This is a genomic window from Anaerolineales bacterium, assembly GCA_025808555.1.
GTDB lineage: Bacteria > Chloroflexota > Anaerolineae > Anaerolineales > UBA11579 > JAMCZK01.
Genome location: CP075526.1, coordinates 866,629 through 885,678 on the forward strand (window position 1 = coordinate 866,629; position 19,050 = coordinate 885,678).

Genomic DNA, 19,050 nt, shown 5'->3' on the forward strand with positions numbered 1-19,050 from the left:
GCAAACAGCGCTCCCAGGAGCGCTCATGCCAAACCCAAAGGCAAAAACTCAGCCGCCGGCGGTTGTTCAGTTACTTTTGCTCATGTGCTGTTTCGGTAAGACCAAATGAGTGCATATGCCGGCCAAGGGTCAGGCCCGAGGCAAAAATAAGTGCGAGGATCAAAAAAGTGAAACAGCTTACCTATCTTAGCACGCCGCGCGGAGGCATGTCAAATAAGCAAGCCGCTGACCGATTTAAGAATTCTCTGAGGGAATTTTGGTAGGATACAGCCCATCTATTTATTATGGCTTCCGACCACATCATCCACATTAGCGAGGCTGATTTCCATAGACAGGTGCTGGAGCATTCGCTTCAGCAGCCTGTCGTGGTGAGCTTTTGGGCGGAGTGGTGCATTCCCTGCCGGACTCTGGATCGCATTCTGGAACGCTTAGCCCAGGAGGCTGGCGGCGCCTTCCGCCTCGCTAAACTGGATGTCGATGCCAATCAACGCCTGGCTGCGCAACTACACGTCAAGGATATCCCCGCGGTCAAAGCGTTCCGCAACGGCCAGATGGTGGCGGAGTTTAACGGTATGCAACCCGAAGCAAGGCTGAGCGAATTCCTGCAGGCGCTTGGCCCCAGCAGCTATGACCTGCAAGTCGGCCGCGCCGAGCACTTGCTGTCATTGCAAGACTGGCCAGCGGCGGAGCAGGCCTTCCGCCTCATTCTCGATAATGACTCTGATCACCCGCAGGCCCTGCTAGGCCTTGCTAAGGCGCTGTTAGTTCAAGGTGATTTCGCCGGCGCGCTGCCCATTCTGCGCGCTTTCCCGGTCAGCAAGCTGTACGGCCTGGCCGAACAGCTCATCCCACTCGCACAGGCCATGGCCGATGACGCCAATGGGGACCTGGGCGAGGACGAATGGAGCGCGCTACTCACCAACAGTTTGCGCCTGGTGGGCCGCGGCCAACTGGAAGCCGCCATGGACGGCCTGCTTGAACTCCTGCGTGAAAACAAGCGCTACGCTGCCGGCCTGGCTCACCGCTGCGCACTGGGCATATTGGCCCTGCTGGGCGAGCACAACCTACAAACCCAAACCTACCGCAAAGAGCTGGCATCCCTGCTCTTCTAACCCATGAGCGAACAACAAAACACTGACACCGTCACCCCACTGGTTGCGCGCTATCTTGACATTGAGCAGGTTACCCAAGGCGGCGGCAGGCTGCCTTACACCGTGCGTTACAGCGGCAAACTACGCATCAACTCGGAGCGCACGCACCGCGAGCTGACCGCTGCGCTCAAAGCTCAAAAGCTCAACGTATTCCTGAGGGAAGACAAAGGGCAACACGAGATCCTGATGGTGCCAGCCGGGCCGCGTCCACCACGCTCCAACCCCTGGGTAAACCTTGCTTTCTTCCTGCTGACCCTGGCCAGCGTAGTGTTCACCGGCGTCTTATACGAACTGGGTGAGCACACTCCCGCAAATCTGAACGAGTGGCTGGCAGCGCTCCCCAGTGGACTGCCTTTCGCCGCCGCGCTCTTAAGCATCTTGCTGGCGCATGAGTTTGGGCACTACTTAGCGGCGCGCTATCACGGCACCGAAGTCACCCTCCCTTACTTCTTGCCGTTCCCTTTCAGCCCCTTTGGTACGCTGGGTGCGTTCATTCGATTGAAAGAGCAGCCACTCAATAAAAAAGTGCTGTTTGATATCGGCATCGCCGGCCCGTTGGCCGGGCTTGTGGTTGCCATCCCAGTGCTGCTGATCGGCTTGCGTCTTTCAGAGCTAAACCAACTCCCTGCCTTCATACCCGCCGGCGACGCAATCAGCCTGGAGGGCAACTCGATCCTCTACCTGGCTTCCAAGTACCTCATCTTTGGGCAGTGGCTACCCGCCCCCGAGAGCTACGGCGGCCTGCACCCCATCGTGTATTGGCTGCGCTACATCTTCACTGGCCAACCCACTCCCCTCGGCGGCATGGATGTATTCCTGCATCCGGTGGCGTGGGCTGGATGGGCGGGTTTGCTGGTCACCGCCTTCAACCTGGTGCCCGCCGGGCAACTGGATGGCGGGCACATTCTGTACGCACTAATGGGCAAGCGCATGCGTGTGCTGTGGCCGTTCATTCTCGCCGGCCTGGCCATTCTCGGATTCTTTTATTCCGGCTGGTGGATCTGGGTGTTCCTGATCTTCTATATGGGCCGCACCAACGCCGAACCGCGCGATGACGTTACTCTGCTAGATACGGGCCGCAAGATTCTTGCATGGATTGGGATCCTCATAATGATCCTGGTATTCACGCCGATCCCCCTGCGTCTGATCCAAGGGCCGTTTGGCGGGCCTTGATCAAGGCCGCGCTTCTACTATCACCTGTACATCCGCAATTTCCGCACCCAAGCTGTAGACCCAGAAGTCAAAGCCTGTTTCGCCGTTGCTATTCTCCCAGCGCCGTACGCCCACTGGCTGGCCCGCGGCATCATACGCCACAGCCATCACCCATAGGCTGCTGGCCTGGCCGGCCAAACTTACCTGGCCTTGCACCCGGACTGCGGCAGGGTCCTCTGCGCTGGCGCTCCAGCCAAAATCTACGCTGTCTATACGCACATACAACGCTTCGTCGCTCTGTACCCAAAAAGCAGAAGTGACCTCTGCCTGGGCGCTGGCCCAATTGGCCGGTGGGCTGGCGCTGTAGGCCACCAACGGCATCGCCGCGCCAATGGGCAGTAAGTTGAGCGGGGGTACAGCTTCAATAAGCGCCATTTCGGCGCCATCGGCGCTGAGCAAGCGCACAAAACCGGTCACGTTCTCCATGGGCTGCTCGCCATCGTTGACCACCAGCACCAGGCACCACAATTCGCCAGCCGCAGTGGAATAGCACCGCGGCGGATGCATGCTGGCGGGCACAGGCGTGATCTGCGGCACTGGGGTAGTGGACGCCCCTGCGCCGGAGGGCACCAGTAGTTGGGCGCCTGGCGACAGGGCCTGCGGATTGATGCCCGGATTGGCCGCCAGTAAAGCATTGAGCGTGATGTTGAAACGCGCCGCGATCGCAAACAAGGTGTCATTCTGCACAACCGTATACATATGCGGGGTAGGCGTAGGCAGCTCGAACTCTAGTGTTACCTCTCCCGGGGTGGCCGTTGCGGTGGCAAGCGAATATTCAGTGATCTCAGCAGAGGGCTGGGGAGTGCTTTCCTGCGCCGCGCCTGTACAAGCTGCCAATAAAAGCGAGAAAACAAGCACCAAAGCTGCAATGATAGGGCGTTGCACGGAAAAAATTATATCAACCGGGCTTTCTTGTCCGCCGTGAGGCCGTGTGCTAGACTCACGCCCAATGGCGCTTACCAAGGACCAGATGCTGCAAGAGGCGGTTGAAGCCGGGCAATCCGGCGATTCAGCCCGTGCTCGCGAGCTGTTGCTCGCCCTAATGCGAACAGACAATCGCGAGCCGCTCTACTGGCTGCTGATGAGCACTGCAGTCGAATCCCGCCAGGAGCGCGTTTATTGCCTGCACAACGTGCTCTTTTTGGACCCTGACAACAGCGCCGCCCGACACGACCTGGAACTGCTAGGCGCAGACATCCCAGAACACGGCGTGCCCGCCTTCGTGCCGGAGGACCAGGGTGAATGGCAAACCAGCGAGATCGCTGCGCCCAAGGTGCGCAAACGCCGCAAGCGCCGCGTAGACCAGGCCTGGTCGGCTGGCTGGGTACTGGGCACCCTCCTCGGCGGCATTGCGCTGATCGCAGCCGTCTTTTACGCCACCCAGCAAGGCATCATTCCCAATTTCGTCAACACAGCCACCCCTGGCGGCTCTCCGGTGGCGACCCGCACCGCGGCAGGCACGCCCCAGCCCACCGCCACGCGCCAGATCGTGGTGGCGCCACGTGACCCGCGGGAACTGCTGCAGGCCACCTACACCGCCACGCCGCGCTATCTGGCCACACCGCATGCAGACAGCGCCGTCTTCAGTGATGCGCTGGCTGCCTACGACGCCAAACAGTGGGCGCAAGCGGCCAGCCTGTTTGAAAGCTACCTGGCACAAAACCCACAAGCCGCAGACGCGGCCTATTACCTGGGCCAGAGCCGCCTGCAAAATGGCGACCTGCCCGCGGCCATGGCTGCCTATGAACAGGCCATCGCCATCAACGCCTCCTTCGCCTACGGTTATCTGGGCCGCGCCCGTGCCCTGATCGCGCAGGATGCGAGCACTGCCAGCATCCTGACGGATCTGAACACCGCTCTGCTGCTTGACGCCAACCTGGTAGAAGGCTATCTGGAGCGCTCTGCGTATAACCTCAGCCGCGCCAACCCGAATCAGGCCCTGGTGGATGTGCAGGCTGCAGAAGCGATCGCGCCCAACAATGCCGTGGTGCTAAATCAGAAGGCGCAGATCTACCTGGTGCGCGGCGAATATCAAAATGCCCTCGAAACCGCACTGCGCGCCCAGGAGATCGATCTGACTCTCCTGCCCAGCTATCTCACCATCGCCAACGCCCAGCAAGGCCTAGGGCTCTACTCCGAATCCGTGCAAACCTTGCAGCTGTACCTGGGCTTTGAAGGCGAGGACGGGCGCGGCTGGGAGTTGCTTGGCCTGGCGCACCAGCTCAACGGCAACGAATCCTTTGCCCGTGAGGCCTTTGAACGCGCCCTGGAGTACGACCCCAACCTGCCCTCGGCGGCATACTATCGTGGCATCCAGCAGTTGGAAGCCGGGCAGAACGAAGCGGCCCTAAGCGATTTCCGCGTGGCGGTCGCCGGGGCGGCTGACTGGTTTGAAGCCCGCGTCTACCTGGCGCAGGCCCTGCTGCTGACCGGTAACCCCAGCAGCGCCTTTTTTGAGGTGAACGCGGGGGCGCCACTAGCTAAATCTGATAGCCAGCGCGCTCAGCTGTTTTACTGGCGGGCCACCGCGCTAGAAGCGCTCAATCAGGCCGATAATGCGCTGCCTGACTGGCAAAGCCTACTCAACTTGCCCGCCTCAGCCATGCCTACGGAGTGGCGCCAGCAAGCCGAAGAGCGCACAAGCCCCTAAAGCAAGCCGTCTTGCAAAGCCCCAAACGCAGGGCTATAATCTCGCCGTTAAGGTTTTAGAGAAGATGCCAGTTTATACATACCGCTGTGATAACTGCGGCCATGAGTTTGACCGCCAGCAAAGTTTTGAAGACAGCCCGCTCAAAGTATGCCCTGAGTGCCGCAAGCACACGCTCAACAAGGTGTATCGCGCGGCGGGTGTGGTGTTTAAGGGCTCGGGCTTTTATGTGACGGACAAAAGCCGCAAAGCCGCCAGCCCTGCGCCTACTAATGGCAAAAAGGCCAAGGAAACTACGAGCACGAGCTCAGGCACAGAAGCTAAAGGCGAAACCAAGACCGAGAAACCGACTGCCAAGCCAAAATCTGACGACTAAAAAAGAGCGCTGCAATGCAGCGCTCTTTTTTTATTGTTGCAACGTGCATGCTACTCGAGCATGCGCATGGCTTCTTCAGAGGTGATCTTGCCGCTGTCCAGATCCTCCAGGATCTTGCGGCGCTCCTCCTCGCTCAGCGTGGTGGCGCTGTCCTTGCCGGGCTCATAGCCCAGGGCACGGATGACCTCGTGCAGACGGCTGCGAATGGTGGGATAGGAGAGTTTGAACTCCTCCTCCATGCGCGTGATCTTGCCCTCATTGCGCACAAACGCTTCCACGAAGTGGAGCTGTTGGGCGCTGAGGCGCGAGAAGGGGCCGGATTCAAAGCGGCCTTCGATCGCCGTCTCGCACTCACGGCAGACCAAGCGGGTGAGCGTGAGCTCACCCTGGCACACGGGGCAGGCATGCGGGGCTGAATGCATGCGCTGATTATATACCGCCCGTACAGGCTAAGCCTGAGTTCAAAAGATATTGTTGCTGGGAAATGGGTGGGGGTTAAAAGTTATTACTAACAACTTTTGTCAAGGTATTGCTGTGTGATTAGGCTGTGGCGCGCTGTTGGGCGGCCTCCGCAAGCACGGCCAGCATTTCGTCGTGAATGTGGGTGTTGCTGACACAGGCCGACTGCTGCATATCCATGCTGACGGTCTGCCCACCCGGCTGGGTAAAGCGGCCGCCGGCTTCTTCGACGATGAGGCGGGCAGCAGCCATGTCCCAGGCGAAGAGCTTGAACTCCCAATAGCCATCCAGGCGGCCAGCGGCCACATAGGCCATATCCAGCGCGGCCGAGCCGGCCCGGCGGATACCCTGAGCCTTGCGTACAAAGAAGCTGAGCTCAACCGAGTTGTTGTGCGGGCTGGTATGGCTGTCATACGGGAAGCCGGTGGCCAGCAGGCTGGTGGCCAACACCTGGGCCTGACTCACCTGCAGCTGCTGCGTGCCGCTGGTTTTGGTCAGAAAGGCGCCTTGGCCTGCCTTGGCGGTAAACAGTTCATCACGAAGGGGGTCGTAGACGACACCGACCAAGGGCTGGGCATCTTTATACAGCGCGATCGAGACGGCAAACATGGGGAACTGGTGGGCGTAGTTGGTAGTGCCATCCAGCGGGTCCACATACCAGGCGTAACCGTCTTTACCTTCGCGGCGGCTGCCTTCCTCGCCCATGAGGCCATGGTCCGGGAAGGCGGCGGTGAGGCGCGCAACGATCAGCTTCTCGGAGGCACGGTCATACTCTGTGACCCAATCCACCGCGGAGCTTTTGTGGTCAATGGTCTTCTGCTTATCAAAGCCTTCAAGCAGCAGCGCACCCGCCTCTCGGGCACAACTAACGGCCAATGCTAAATACTGCTCCAGTTGTTCAGGAGTTATGTTTGCTTGCACACAAGCCTCGGTTCTTATTGTTTGGCGCTGACGATCGAGCGCAGATAGGCCTGCACGGCTTCGGTTTTGGGCAGACGCAAGGCGCGGCTGGCGACATCTTTGCACTCTTCTATTGAGAAGCGGCGGATGAGATCCTTTACCTCGGGCACGCTGACCGGCGACATGCTGAACTCATCCAGCCCCATGCCGAGCAACAGGGGCACGGCCAGCGGTTCGCCCGCAAATTCGCCGCACACGCCGACCCATTTGCCCTGGGCATGAGCGGCGTCAATGGTGAGCTTGATCAGGCGCAGCACGCTGGGATGGAAGGGGCTGGCGATATTGACGACGCGCTCATTGGTGCGGTCAACCGCCATGGTGTACTGGGTCAGGTCGTTGGTGCCGATGCTGAAGAAATCCACCAGCGGGGCAATGTGATCGGCCACCAGCACAGCCGAGGGCACCTCGATCATGATGCCGAATTGCAAGGTCTGGCAGAACGGCACTCCTTCGGCGGTCAGCTCTTCCTGCGCTACGCGCAGCAAGGCACGCGCCTGTTCGACCTCAGTGAGGCGCGAGACCATGGGGACCATGATGCACAGGTCAGTATCCACTCCCGCTTTGAGCAAGGCGCGAAACTGGGAGAGCAGCAGGTCGGGGCGCTCGCTCATCATGCGGATGGCGCGCCAGCCCAGGAAGGGATTGGCCTCAGTCTTGAAGCCAAGATAGTCCACCGATTTGTCGCCGCCAATATCCAGCGTGCGCACAACGATCGGCTTGCCGCGCATCACGTCAAAGATCTCGCGGTAGGCGTTGGTCTGCTCGAACTCAGTCGGCATGGCATGCCGGTCGAGGAACAGGAACTCGGTGCGGAACAAGCCGACGCCCTCGGCGCCGTACTCCAACGCCTGCAACGCGTCTTGCGCGTTGCCAATGTTGGCCACTACTTCGACCTGGTGGCCGTCAGTCGTAGTGGCGGTTTCCTGGCTGCGGGCTTTGGCAGCAGCCCGCTTGGCCTGCAGGCGGGTTTGCTCCGCCTGAAAGGCTTCCAGCTTGTCAGCCGAGGGGTCGAGCAGCACTTCGCCGGTGCGGCCATCCACCACGCCGAGGGTGGAATGCTCGACCGCGGCGAGGTCCACCGGCGCGCTGACGATGGCAGGAATGCCCATGCTGTTGGCGAGGATGGCGGTATGCGACGTAGGCCCACCCTGGACGGTGACGAGGGCCAGCAGCTTGCTACGCTCAAATTGCACGGTATCGGAAGGAGTCAGGTCTTCGGCGAAGACGATGACCGGCTCATCAGGAAAATCCTTGACTTCAGTATCAACGCCGAGCAGGAGGTGCACCAGGCGACGGCCGACATCACGCAGGTCAATGGCGCGGGCCTGAAAATACTCGTCCTCGATGGCAGCCAGCTCAGCGGCGGCCTCTTGCACGGCTTCATCCACGGCGGCTTCGGCGCAGATCAGCTCCTCACGCACGCGGCGGGTGATGGCTTTCAGTAGCTCGGGGTCCTCTAGAAACATCTGGTGGGCTTCGAAGATAGCCGCTTCATGCTGGCCAATCTCGGCGTGGGCTTTCTCTTGCAGGCCGGCCAACTGCTGGACAGCAATATGCTTGGCCGCTTCAAAACGGGCCAGCTCTTTCTGCACGTCTGAAACCGTGCGGCGCACGATGTGCGCCGTTTGGGGGTGGTAGACCCACGGCTTGCCAATCGCTATGCCGTTGGCAGCCGGCACCCCTTTGAACATCAGGTTTTCAAGCGTGGTTTCCATTCATCACTCACAAAGCCATAAGATGCGGCCGTTCACACACCGCGCTCAGGTCATCCAGGAAAGCGGCAGCCACCGCGCCATCGATCACCCGGTGATCCACCGAAAGGGTGAGCGTGGCAATGGGCCGGACGCTGGCCTGACCTTGCGCATCTGGCACCAGGCGGCGGGAGGCGCGCCCGATGGCCAGAATACCAACCTGCGGCGGGTTGATGATTGCGGTGAAGCGATCGACCCGGAACATGCCGAGGTTGGAGATTGTAAACGTTGCTCCTTGCAGATCAGCGGGCTTCAGCTTACCACTACGGGCGCGGCTTGCCAAATCATTTACTTCGGCGGCCAGCTGGCGCACACTCTTGTGATCAGCATTGTGAATGACGGGGACGATCAGGCCCTCATCCAGCGCTACGGCGAGGCCAAGGTTGATGTCTTGATATTGCAAGACTTCGCCCTGCCCCAGGTGGCTGTTGAGTTTGGGATTGCGCAGCAGGGTCCAGGCCACGGCTTTGGCGAGCACCGCGGTGAGGGTGACTTTGGCGTCACCATCTACGGCGGTGCGATTGGCTTCAGCAACCATATCGTTGAGGGCGCTCATGTCCGCATCCACCTGGAAGTAGATATGCGGCGCCTCTTGCATGCTGCGCTGCAGATTGTCGGCAATGGTGCGGCGCATCTGGGTGAAGGGGATGCGTAGCACGCCGCCCGGCTGGGCCGGGGCGGCCGTGTGTGGGCGGGCAGCGGGAGCAGCCTGTGCAGCCTGCACATCGGCGGCCTGGACACGGCCATGCGGGCCACTGCCGCGCACGCTTGCCAGCGGGATGTTGCGCTGGCTGGCCAGCTTGCGGGCGGCCGGGGTGGCGCGCACCTTGGCGCCGCTGCCCACCGCCGGAGCCGCTGTCTCCGAGGCCAGCTGGCCCGCGCCAAGGTAGCTCTCAACATCTCGGCGGGTAATACGCCCGCCCACCCCACTGCCGCGCACGGCGGCCAGATCCACGCCGTGTTCGCTGGCCACTTTGGCGGCCAGGTCAGACACGGGCGCTACGCGGCCGTCGGCAGCGGGCGGCTGGTAGGCAGGGGTTGGGGAAGCTGGCTGTTGCGCGGTTTGGGGGAGGGGGTGGTCGATACTACTTGATTTTTGCGCCGCGTCAGGGGTGGCGGCAGCGTGTGGGGCTGCGAGGGCCTTGGCGGGCGCATCAGGAGCTTTCTCGCCCGGCTCCAGGATGTACGCAATGACAGTGGTGACCGGAACGGTTTCACCGGCGGCATAGCCTGCCCCGCTGAACACGCCAGCGGTGGGAGCTTCGATCTCCATGTTGATCTTGTCGGTAGTGACCTCGGCGATGGGGTCGCCCTGCTCCACCGACTGGCCGTCTTTGACCAGCCAGGAGACGATCTGGCTGGTCTCCTGGTTAAAACCAAAAACGGGCATGATGACTTCTTTGGCCATTAGTATTCCCCGCGCACAAGCTTGCGCGCTTCGGCCACGATGTTCTCGACCTGCGGCACGGCGTGATACTCCAGATTGCGGTTGTAGGGAATGGGGATGTCGAGGCCGGCCAGGCGGCGCACCGGGGCTTCGAGGTAATCGAAGGCTTCGCTTTCGACGATGCGCGAGACGAGCTCGGCGCCGTAGCCGCTGGTCTTGACCGCTTCGTGCACTACGAGCGCTTTGCCAGTCTTGATCACTGACTGGATCATCAGACTGTCGTCAAACGGGTTGAGGGTACGCGGATCGACGATCTCGATCTCGATACCCTCTTTGGCCAACTCTTCAGCAGCTTGTTTGGCGCGCTGCACCATGATGGAAGTGGCAACCACGGTGAGATGTTTGCCCTCACGTACGATGTTGGGTTCGCCCAGGGGAATGGTGTAGGGCTCCTCGGGCACAGGGCCGCTGATCTTATAGAGCAGCTTATGCTCAACGAAGATGACCGGGTTCTCGTCCTGAATGGCAGCCATGAGCAAGCCCTTGGCGTCATACGGAGAGCTGGGCATGACGACTTTGAGGCCGGGCACATGCGTGAACCAAGTCTCGAGGCTTTCGGAGTGCTGGGCGGCCGCGCCGGTGCCGGAGCCGCCGGGCGTGCGCAGCACCATGGGCACGGTGGCCTTGCCGCCGAACATGAAACGCACCTTGGCGGCCTGGAGCACCAACTGCTCCATGCCCAAAGTGATGAAATCCATGAACTGGATCTCGCCCACCGGGCGCATGCCGGTGAGGGCGGCGCCCACGCAAGCGCCCACGATGGCGGCTTCGGAAATGGGTGTGTCGATCACGCGCTCACCGCCGAACTGGGCGTGCATGCCGGCGGAGACGCCAAAGGCGCCGCCGTACACGCCAATGTCCTCACCGATCAGGAAGACGCGTTCATCAGCCTGCATGGACTGGGTGAGCGCTTCACGCACGGCTTCGACGTACGTGATCTCACGCGTGCCGTTGGCGCTAGGCATATACGCCCTCCATGATGTCGGCCACATCCGGCTCGGGGCTGGCCTCGGCAAACTCAACCGCTTTGGCGATCTCGGCTTCGGCTTTCTTGAACAAGGCGTCCTTGTCCTCTTTGCTCATGCCCAGATTGGCAACCAAACGCTCGATGGGGTCTTTATCCATCCAGGCCTTGACCTCATCACGGGTGCGATAAGCCTGGCGGTCACTCTTGGAGTGGCCCATGTAGCGATAGGTGTTGCATTCGATCAAGGTGGGGCCTTTGCCGGCAACGGCACGCTGGCGTGCGCTGGAGACGGCCGCATACACCGCCTCGGGGTCATTGCCGTCAACGGTGACGCCCTCAATGCCGTAGGCCGCGGCGCGGTCACTGATGCGGTCAATGTTTATGCTCTTTTCGACCGGCATGGACATGGCATATTGGTTGTTCTCGCACAGGAAGATGACTGGCAGGTTCCAGATGCTGGCCATGTTGATCGACTCGTGGAAGGCGCCTTCGTTCGAGGCGCCGTCGCCGAACACGACCATCACGACCTGCTCGGTGTTGCGGGCGCGGATGCTGAGTCCCACCCCGACCGAGATGGGCAGGCCGCCGGCCACAATGCCGTTGGCGCCCAGGTTATTGGCGTCAACATTGGCGATGTGCATGGAGCCGCCGCGGCCGCGGCAGTAACCGGTTTCCTTGCCCATGAACTCGGCCATCATCAAATCAGCCTGGCTGCCCCAGGCCAGGCAGTGGCCGTGGCCGCGATGGGTGTTGAGCAAATAGTCTTGCTGGGTCAGCGCGCCGGATGCGCCCACCGCCGTAGCTTCCTGCCCGATGGAGAGGTGCATGGTGCCGTGGACCTTGCCCAGCGAATACAGATCCAGCGCCTTTTCCTCAAAACGGCGGATGAGCATCATGGTGTAGAGCATGTCATGAAGCTGCTTCTCGCTCAGTTTGCGTTTAGCGGCTGCCTGTGAAGTTTGTGCGTTCTTGCTTTTTGCCATAGTCCTTATGAACCTCAGTTCACATGCCGCGGGTCTGATACCAGCTAATTTCAGACAGGCGGTTCACCAATTGCAGGTCGATCACGGCCTGCTGCAAGGTCTCGGCGAACACCAGCACGCCAACACCTTTTACAAATATCACGCGGGCGGGGCCGAGCGCCTGGCTCACTTGCTCAGCCTCGGCGGCGCACATCACAAAGTTGCCCAGCGCCTCGGCGCCGGCCAGCAGGCCCGGGGCGGGCAGCTTGCCCGCCGCCATCAGCGCCAGTGCGGCGGCCGGGTGGCCCAGCAGTGCGGCGCCGGCTTGCGGCGTCTGGCGGTAACCCGCCAGGTGCAGGGGCCAGTAAGTGGGTAATGCCTCTTCGGCAAAGCCTTTTTCAGGCGTATCCGAAGCCAGCAGCAGGTCATCGTCGTGCAGCTGGTAGAGCCAGCTGCTGGCGGCGGTCACCAGGAATTTATCCCCGCCCAAGCGCAGGCTGGCCTCGCTCAATTGGCCGGCCACCAAGCCCAGTTGGGCGGCGTGAGCGGCGGTAGCGATCATCTCGGCGCGCACAGCGTCTGCGGCGAACAGATCACGCACTTCTGACGTGAGGGCGCGAGGCTTGGCCACTGCCTGGGGCTTTTTGCCCCACAGGTGGCCATAGGTGGTGGACAAACGATCCACCACGCCTCCGTTTTTGGCGGACGCGGGGTCAGACGCTCGCTTTCGCATATTCAGCCTGGTAGGTGCCGGGCATCTGGTCCTGCTCGCGGCGCAGTTTCACGATCAGTTGGTTCTCGTCCAGCTGCACATCATCGTAGCTGAGCGCCTGGCCCATGGGCACGTCGCGCACCAGGGTGGCGCCGACGGCAAGGCCGAGCGGCAGCAGGTTCTGCTCGGCGGCGACGCTGGCTTTCTCGATCATGCCGTAGACGGTGAAGCCGCCGAGGGCGTCAATGCGCTCGCCGGCCTTGAGGTCACGCTTGGCCGTGGTGATGGTCTCGGCCGTGGGCGGGCGCAGCGGGACCAGGGTCGAGAGACCCTCCATGGCAGCATGAGCGATGGAGATGGGCGTCTCGAGGTTAGCCAGGTGGTACGGGCGGTAGAGGCTCCAGTAGCCGTTGCCGCCGCTGGAGAGGCCGAGGTAGTTCAGATCGCGAATGATCTTCTCGCGGTCAGTGGTGATGATGACGAACACGCCGGGCGCTGGGCCCACGGCGTACTCCACAATTTTCTCGCTCTCCAGGATGCCACCCGCCGCGGTGGGGGAAAACACCTTGGCCAGGTCCTTGACATTGACGTCCGGCCCGTGGGCGCCGCGCACCTGCGGCACGAAGCCGATGGCGTTGGCGATGCTGGTCATCTCCACCATGGTCTTGGTGCCATCCTCGAACGAGGCAAGCATCTTGGGGCTCATCTTGCGCGTGCGGGCCTTCTCGGCCACGCTATCGGGGTTGGAGGCACGGTTGAGCGGGTTGTTCTTGCCCTTGCCCACGGCCACGATCTTGAAACCCAGCGCGTCGGCAAAGTCGTACAGTTCCTTGATGGCGCCGGGCTCATCGCCGGCGGCCAGGGTATACACCACGCCAGCCTGCTTGGCCTGCTGGCCAAGGTAATAGCCGATGGTGGCGTCTGCTTCCACATTCATGTTGACGATGTGCTTGCCAGCCTGAATGGCGCCGAGGCACACCTCGGCGCCCACTTCAGGGATACCGGTCGATTCAACGATCACATCCAGGTTGGCGATCTTGAGCAGCTCTTGCGTGGACTGCAACGCGGCACGTTTGCCGGCGGCGATCAGCGCCTCGGCTTCAACCGCGGTGGCAGCTTCGCCGATCAGGGCCGGGTCGACCTCGGCTTCATGGAAGGCGTCGAAAGCGCGGCGGGGCAGCACATCGGTGACGGCGACCGCTTTCATGCCGTCCATCAACTCCATCTGGCCGATCAGGCCAGTGCCCATCTGGCCGGCACCCACCAAACCTACGCGGATGGGGTGGCCTTGCTCGGCTTCGTATTCTTGCAGTCGTTCACGCAGCGTCTTCATAACTACTTGGACTCCTCAATTCTTACAAGCATGCCCACCTCGATGGGCGGCAGGGGCTTGGCTTCCACGCACACATCGCCGGGCATTTCAGGCTCACTTTGTCCGTTCACCTTGACCACGAGGTGGCCCAGGTTGGCGAGGTTGCTGTTGGCAACTTCACCAACCGCCAGAACGGCAAAGCCTTCATCGCCCAGGAATATCGTGTCGCCGGGCACCAGTTGGCCTTCCATGACTTTGCCGTCATGCAAAATGGCAAACTCGGCCAGCTCCTCGGGGGCGTCGCTGCCGAAGAACACGAGCACCTTCTCCTCCACAAACTCAGAGACGTGCGGGCCAATGTGGGTGATGCGAGCCTGATACTTAACCATGATTAGTTCTTGGATCTTTCTGAAAGCTTGGTTTAGTCTTCCAGCAGTTCAACCTGAGCTTCAGTGACGCCGGAAACAAAGATGTTCTCTTTGATGAAGCGGAACAGGGGGCCAGACGGCTTGGTGGCGTACACATCCACGGTCATGACACCCTTCATGGGGTAAACACCCACGCGGGCCGTGCCGCCACAATCGATAATGGCGACGGCAATTTCATCAAAGCCAGCCTTGGACTTGAACCCGTCAAAGGGGGTGCCGCCCGTCAGGTCAGCAATGTGCTGCGCCAGCGGGTGAATGCCGCCACCGGTCACACAGTAGATCAGGTCCTTGCCGGGTTTGGGTTCAATGACCAAAGGGCCGCCCCAGCCACGCGGGCCGGCGCTGATCTTTACTTTCTTGTATTTCTTGCTCATCGTCTTTTTATCCTCTCTTGTCCTAAGTTCCGTTTCACTTCTTGAGCTGGGAGGGGAACAAAATTGTTCCCCTCCCAGTACTCAAAAGCAAGTGCTTAGTAGGGAAGCAGGGGCATGAACAGGAAGGCGATCAACACAGCCACGGGGCCGGTGATGAGGCGGGAGAACAGCACCGCCGGCACGCCAACTTCCACAGTCTCGGGCTCAGCTTCACCCAGGGCCAGGCCGACCGGGATGAAGTCACAACCCACTTGCGGGTTGATGGCAAACAGCGCCGGCAGAGCGTAGGAAGGGGGAATGCTACCGTTGGCCAGCAGGGTGCTGCCCAACAGGGTACCGATGATCTGAGCGATCACCGCGCCGGGGCCCAGCAGGGGCGAGAGCACGGGGATGGCAATGATCACGGACAGAGCCAACAGGCCAAACAGGCTGCCCGCCAGGGGAGCCAGCAGGTTGGCGATCCAGTCACCGATGCCAGTGGCAAGGATGATACCGATCACCAAACTGATGAAGGCCATGAAAGGCAGAATGTTGACGACAACCTGATCTACAGCGTCACGGCCGGCTTGGTAGAGAGCGCCAACGACGCCACCAACACCACGGCCAACTTTTACGAGGAACGCATTCATCGTTTTCTTTCTCCTTTAATTACTTGGCCTGGCGGCGCGCCCACATGATTGCAGTGATGCGCTCCGTCACAATGCCACGGATGAAAATCACGATCAAGCCCACGACCAGGTACCACAGCGCCAGGGGCACGGTGGAGAGGCCGAGGGACTCGATGCCGGCAGCAATGCCGAGCCACACGAACAGCTCACCCGGGTTGATGTGCGGGAAGATACCCAGGGGAGGGTGAACGTAGGAGACGGCGGCATCGTAGAAAGCCGGCTTGAAGCGCTCCGGGAGGAAGCGACCCATGGTGTAGGCCATGGGGTTGGTCAGGAAGAACACAGCCAGGAAAGGCAGCAGGATGTAGCGAACGGGGTAGTAAATGATCCCGTCGCGGGCAGCCCACTCGCCCACCTTGTCGATCTTCTCGGGGCCAATGAGGGCCACGAGAGCATTAACGCCGGTCAACAGAACGATCAGCAGCGGGACAATGCCGCCGACGAGAGAAAGGAACACTCCGCCGCCCGTCTGGAACAGGCCGATGAACCATTCTGCTGCATGTACTAAAGCATCCATAGTCAGAAACTCTCCTCTAGTAGTCGATTAAAGTGATGAGACATTTCGGCAATCGCTGGTTGGAGTACCTCCTGTCATTCGGTTTATTTGCCGGGGTCTGCTTCGGGGAGGGTCTGCGAGGGCTTCGCATCAAGCAGATACACCGCGGCATCGCGGAAGGCTTCGGAAAGTTTGCGAGACACGGGCAATTCACGCGTCTCATCCAGAATGTCTTGGAGGGAAAGGCCGACCAGCTCGGGCACGGCCTTCAGCCCGGAAAAGTTGGACCAGCCGGACATTTTTTCGGCATGGATGACTTTCTTGTTCTCATCAATGGTCAGCACACCATACACGCGGCCACGGTACTGGCCGCCGCCCTTGCCCACTGCGGTCAGGCCGGCCTGACGCACAACTTTGAGGCGGGCGTAGAACTTGCGCATTTGCACATAGGTAAAAGCAAACTGCAAACCCCACATGATCAACAGCAGAAGGGCCAGAGCGCCCATGTTGTCTGAAAGGAAATCAAGCATCACTCTTCTCCAAAATTATCGTTGATGAGCGCTTGCAAAGCATCCAGGGCTTCGGCCGCCTGGCTGCCGGTGGCCTCGATCTCGATCTCATGATCCTTGAGGACTGCCAGCAGCAGGAGTTTGACCGGGCTGGCGCCTGATACCGGGCCTTTGCCGCGGGTCAGGTTGGTCACCTGGACTTCAGCGTCAAATTCTTTCACAGTCTTTACAAACTGCGCTAGGGGACGGGCATGCAAGCCTGCCTCGTGCTGAATGGTGGTTCTGATCGTCGCGACGGTCATTGGTGGTCCAATTCCAAAACTTTAGTGGCAGCCTTATCATCTGTAATCAGCACATCAACCAGGCCACCGCGCACCGCGCCCAGGATGGCGGGTGCCTTGGCTTCACCGCCGGCGATGCCCACTACAGTGCCATTGGCATCACGCAGCTGCTGCAGCGAAATGCCCACGACGCGCTGGTTGAACTCGATGCCTTCAAAGTTTCCGCTCTGGTCATACAGGCGTGCGCAGATGTCACCTACGGTACCGACGGATCGATTGATGGTGTTCATCTCTTTGGCCAGCACAGAGCCGGCGCGCACCAGGGCCGAATGCTCAGGCGTAGTGGAGCCAATACCGACGAGGTAGTAGTCAGCATCCAGGCCCATGGCGAGCACTTCTTTAATATGGCGCTCGTTCATCAATGTGTCACGAGCTTGTTTGTCTTTTACGAGTACGGGAGAGTTGAGCGTGAAATACTTGCCAGAGAAAAGGGTTGCAATATTGCGGGCGAGCTCCGGGCCATCTACCGCCGGGTCACCGTAGCCCACCGAACCAATGATCTGCACGATGCGGAGGCTGGGATAGTTGCGCTGGCGGAGCGCCTGGGCGACTTCGTAGATGGCAGTGCCCCAGGAGATGCCGAGGGTGCTATTCGGCGTAATGTGCTCATTAAGGTAGGTGGCGCCGAGACGCCCTAGGGAGCGTAGGCTTTGAGCTTCGTTGTACAGGCTGGTTTGGAGAACGTAGGCATCTTGGAGCTTGAACGCCCTGGCCAGGCGGCTCTCCAGAGCCGATTCGCGGCGAACCGGATGGTTGATGCGGATCTGCACCGTTCCGCTCTCGCGCGACTCTGTGATCAGGCGTGACACCTTTGAGCGCGAGAAGCCAAAACGCTGCGCAATGTCGGCTTGGCTCATGTTTTGCATGTAGTACAGCTCTGCAATCTGCGCCAGCAGGGCTTGGCGCTCGTAGTCTTGCACTAGCGCACCGCCCCGACTGTGGAAACCCCTCGGCTCTCGCCGAGGCCCCCCGACAAGATATATGCTGCCAGTTTTTGCACAAAATTGCACACTTTGCACATATACCTAAACATAGTAACACTAATTTTTGTCTAAAGTTTCCAGGCGCGCACAAGACTTATCTGCAAGTTCGCTTTGTCACGAGGGAGATGTGAGGCAACGAAGCAAAAATCGGAACAGGCGTGCAACCTATAGCCACGCGGATAACAGCCGCCCGCTCAGTTTTTTCGAACGTGTTGCCAAGAAAACAAAAATGCTCTGGTCTACAGACCAGAGCATACGCAGCTCCTCGGGTAGGACTCGAACCTACAACCTAGCGGTTAACAGCCGCCCGCTCTGCCATTGAGCTACCGAGGAATTTTCTACAAACGGCAAGGGGCGATTATAGTCAGCCCATATACCCATGTCAAGAAAGCCCGTCCGTTGCAGCCGGCAAACCCCGCCGCTCTCAAGCATGTATAATCGCTTCGATCCGTGAGCATCGATGGCATTACAAGGCAACCTGCAGGATTTTTCCGTCACCCAGCTACTCAACCTGATCAATCTGGCAGGTAAAAGCGGCGCGCTGCTGGTGCAAGGGCCAAACGAAGGCGCCCGGCTCATCTTCCGCACGGGCAAGCTGGCGTATGCCCAGCTGACCAGCGAGAACGGCCAGCAGCAGGCCGCCCTGCCCAATATCCTGCACCGCTCCGAAAAGATCAACGACGCCCAACTCAACACCCTGCAAGCGCGTGCCGCCAACATGAGCGACAAAGAGCTGGGGCTGCTGCTGATCAACTCCGGCTATGTATCCCAGCAAGACATCCTGGAGAGCCTGCAGGACTATTTTGTCTTCGTGATCCAGCAGCTCTTCACTTGGGTCGAGGGCCGCTTCAAGTTCGACGCCGGGCAAGACGTGCCTGAAAGCAAGATCCCGGTGCGCATGGCGCTGGAAGACCTCATTATGGAAGGCTCCCGCCAGGTCAATGAGTGGGAGAAGCTGAACTCCGAGATCCCCAATCTGGACATGGCGCTGGCCTTCACCGCTCGCCCCGGCGTGAACCTCAAGAAGGTCAATCTGAACGTGGAAGAGTGGCGTGTGGTGTCTTACATCAACCCCAAGAACAGCATCCGCCAAATTGCCAAAGCCACAAAGATGAACGAGGTGGAGATCCGCCGCATCGTCTACGGCCTGCTGCAAGCTGGCCTGGTCAAACTGATCCGCCCGGCCGGCGCGCCGACTCAGATCGATGGGTTGCAGAGCGCCTTCCCTGGCAAGACCCGCCAGGAGCAGAAGAGTCTGGTGAACCGCCTCATGGAACGCATCCGCTCGATCTAGC

The 19,050-nt window shown here is 60.4% G+C and carries 21 protein-coding genes and 1 tRNA gene; 5 read left to right on the top strand and 17 right to left on the bottom strand.

Annotated features, from left to right (window positions below; all coding sequences use genetic code 11):
* Positions 1–284: 284 nt before the first annotated feature.
* Positions 285–1,112: a tetratricopeptide repeat protein gene (locus KIT08_04580; GenBank protein ID UYN90515.1), complete on the top strand. Its 828-nt coding sequence runs from the start codon at positions 285–287 to the stop codon at positions 1,110–1,112.
* A 3-nt stretch (positions 1,113–1,115) separates the two neighbouring features.
* A complete protein-coding gene (locus KIT08_04585; protein ID UYN90516.1) occupies positions 1,116–2,324 on the top strand; it encodes a site-2 protease family protein in 1,209 nt (402 codons plus the stop codon).
* Here the strand turns inward: KIT08_04585 and KIT08_04590 are convergent, their stop codons facing one another.
* Complete coding sequence (locus tag KIT08_04590) at positions 2,325–3,248, bottom strand: LysM peptidoglycan-binding domain-containing protein (protein UYN90517.1); 924 nt, start codon at positions 3,246–3,248, stop codon at positions 2,325–2,327. It abuts the gene before it with no gap.
* Between the two features lie 64 nt (positions 3,249–3,312).
* Between KIT08_04590 and KIT08_04595 the strand changes: the two genes are divergently transcribed.
* Positions 3,313–5,013, top strand: a complete 1,701-nt coding sequence (locus tag KIT08_04595) for a tetratricopeptide repeat protein (protein UYN90518.1) — start codon at positions 3,313–3,315, stop codon at positions 5,011–5,013.
* Positions 5,014–5,077: 64 nt separating this feature from the next.
* Positions 5,078–5,386: a zinc ribbon domain-containing protein gene (locus KIT08_04600; protein ID UYN90519.1), complete on the top strand. Its 309-nt coding sequence runs from the start codon at positions 5,078–5,080 to the stop codon at positions 5,384–5,386.
* Between the two features lie 50 nt (positions 5,387–5,436).
* Here KIT08_04600 and KIT08_04605 read toward each other — a convergent pair whose 3' ends face one another.
* From KIT08_04605 to KIT08_04680, 16 genes are all read right to left on the bottom strand, one after another.
* The gene (locus KIT08_04605) at positions 5,437–5,808 is read right to left on the bottom strand and encodes a DUF2089 domain-containing protein (protein ID UYN90520.1); all 372 of its coding nucleotides are present in this window, start codon (positions 5,806–5,808) and stop codon (positions 5,437–5,439) included.
* A 118-nt stretch (positions 5,809–5,926) separates the two neighbouring features.
* Positions 5,927–6,721 (bottom strand): inositol monophosphatase, encoded by a 795-nt coding sequence (locus KIT08_04610; GenBank protein UYN90521.1) that lies wholly within the window; start codon positions 6,719–6,721, stop codon positions 5,927–5,929.
* 59 nt (positions 6,722–6,780) lie between these two features.
* Positions 6,781–8,520 (bottom strand): phosphoenolpyruvate--protein phosphotransferase, encoded by a 1,740-nt coding sequence (gene ptsP / locus KIT08_04615; protein ID UYN90522.1) that lies wholly within the window; start codon positions 8,518–8,520, stop codon positions 6,781–6,783.
* 7 nt (positions 8,521–8,527) lie between these two features.
* On the bottom strand, positions 8,528–9,964 hold the full coding sequence (locus KIT08_04620; GenBank protein UYN90523.1) for a 2-oxo acid dehydrogenase subunit E2: 1,437 nt from the start codon (positions 9,962–9,964) through the stop codon (positions 8,528–8,530).
* A complete protein-coding gene (locus tag KIT08_04625) occupies positions 9,964–10,968 on the bottom strand; it encodes an alpha-ketoacid dehydrogenase subunit beta (GenBank protein ID UYN90524.1) in 1,005 nt (334 codons plus the stop codon). Before KIT08_04625 ends, KIT08_04620 begins: the two co-directional genes overlap by 1 nt.
* Positions 10,961–11,953: a thiamine pyrophosphate-dependent dehydrogenase E1 component subunit alpha gene (locus tag KIT08_04630; GenBank protein UYN90525.1), complete on the bottom strand. Its 993-nt coding sequence runs from the start codon at positions 11,951–11,953 to the stop codon at positions 10,961–10,963. Before KIT08_04630 ends, KIT08_04625 begins: the two co-directional genes overlap by 8 nt.
* A gap of 19 nt (positions 11,954–11,972) precedes the next feature.
* Positions 11,973–12,665: a class II aldolase/adducin family protein gene (locus KIT08_04635; GenBank protein UYN90526.1), complete on the bottom strand. Its 693-nt coding sequence runs from the start codon at positions 12,663–12,665 to the stop codon at positions 11,973–11,975.
* On the bottom strand, positions 12,646–13,977 hold the full coding sequence (locus tag KIT08_04640; GenBank protein ID UYN90527.1) for a hypothetical protein: 1,332 nt from the start codon (positions 13,975–13,977) through the stop codon (positions 12,646–12,648). The genes KIT08_04635 and KIT08_04640 overlap by 20 nt, the downstream gene beginning before the upstream one ends.
* 2 nt (positions 13,978–13,979) lie before the next feature.
* The gene (locus KIT08_04645) at positions 13,980–14,345 is read right to left on the bottom strand and encodes a PTS glucitol/sorbitol transporter subunit IIA (protein ID UYN90528.1); all 366 of its coding nucleotides are present in this window, start codon (positions 14,343–14,345) and stop codon (positions 13,980–13,982) included.
* A gap of 32 nt (positions 14,346–14,377) precedes the next feature.
* Complete coding sequence (locus KIT08_04650; GenBank protein UYN90529.1) at positions 14,378–14,758, bottom strand: hypothetical protein; 381 nt, start codon at positions 14,756–14,758, stop codon at positions 14,378–14,380.
* Positions 14,759–14,853: 95 nt separating this feature from the next.
* The gene (locus tag KIT08_04655; GenBank protein ID UYN90784.1) at positions 14,854–15,387 is read right to left on the bottom strand and encodes a PTS glucitol/sorbitol transporter subunit IIB; all 534 of its coding nucleotides are present in this window, start codon (positions 15,385–15,387) and stop codon (positions 14,854–14,856) included.
* A 19-nt stretch (positions 15,388–15,406) separates the two neighbouring features.
* Positions 15,407–15,943, bottom strand: coding sequence for a PTS glucitol/sorbitol transporter subunit IIC (locus tag KIT08_04660; GenBank protein ID UYN90530.1), 537 nt, complete (start codon positions 15,941–15,943; stop codon positions 15,407–15,409).
* A gap of 83 nt (positions 15,944–16,026) precedes the next feature.
* Positions 16,027–16,452 carry a hypothetical protein gene (locus KIT08_04665; protein UYN90531.1) on the bottom strand — a complete coding sequence of 142 codons (426 nt, stop codon included), beginning with the start codon at positions 16,450–16,452 and terminating at the stop codon, positions 16,027–16,029.
* Positions 16,452–16,733, bottom strand: a complete 282-nt coding sequence (locus KIT08_04670) for an HPr family phosphocarrier protein (protein ID UYN90532.1) — start codon at positions 16,731–16,733, stop codon at positions 16,452–16,454. Before KIT08_04670 ends, KIT08_04665 begins: the two co-directional genes overlap by 1 nt.
* Positions 16,730–17,692: a sugar-binding transcriptional regulator gene (locus KIT08_04675; protein ID UYN90533.1), complete on the bottom strand. Its 963-nt coding sequence runs from the start codon at positions 17,690–17,692 to the stop codon at positions 16,730–16,732. Before KIT08_04675 ends, KIT08_04670 begins: the two co-directional genes overlap by 4 nt.
* 324 nt (positions 17,693–18,016) lie before the next feature.
* Positions 18,017–18,088 (bottom strand) — tRNA-Asn (locus KIT08_04680).
* A gap of 127 nt (positions 18,089–18,215) precedes the next feature.
* Between KIT08_04680 and KIT08_04685 the strand changes: the two genes are divergently transcribed.
* A complete protein-coding gene (locus KIT08_04685; GenBank protein ID UYN90534.1) occupies positions 18,216–19,049 on the top strand; it encodes a DUF4388 domain-containing protein in 834 nt (277 codons plus the stop codon).
* Position 19,050 lies beyond the last annotated feature (1 nt).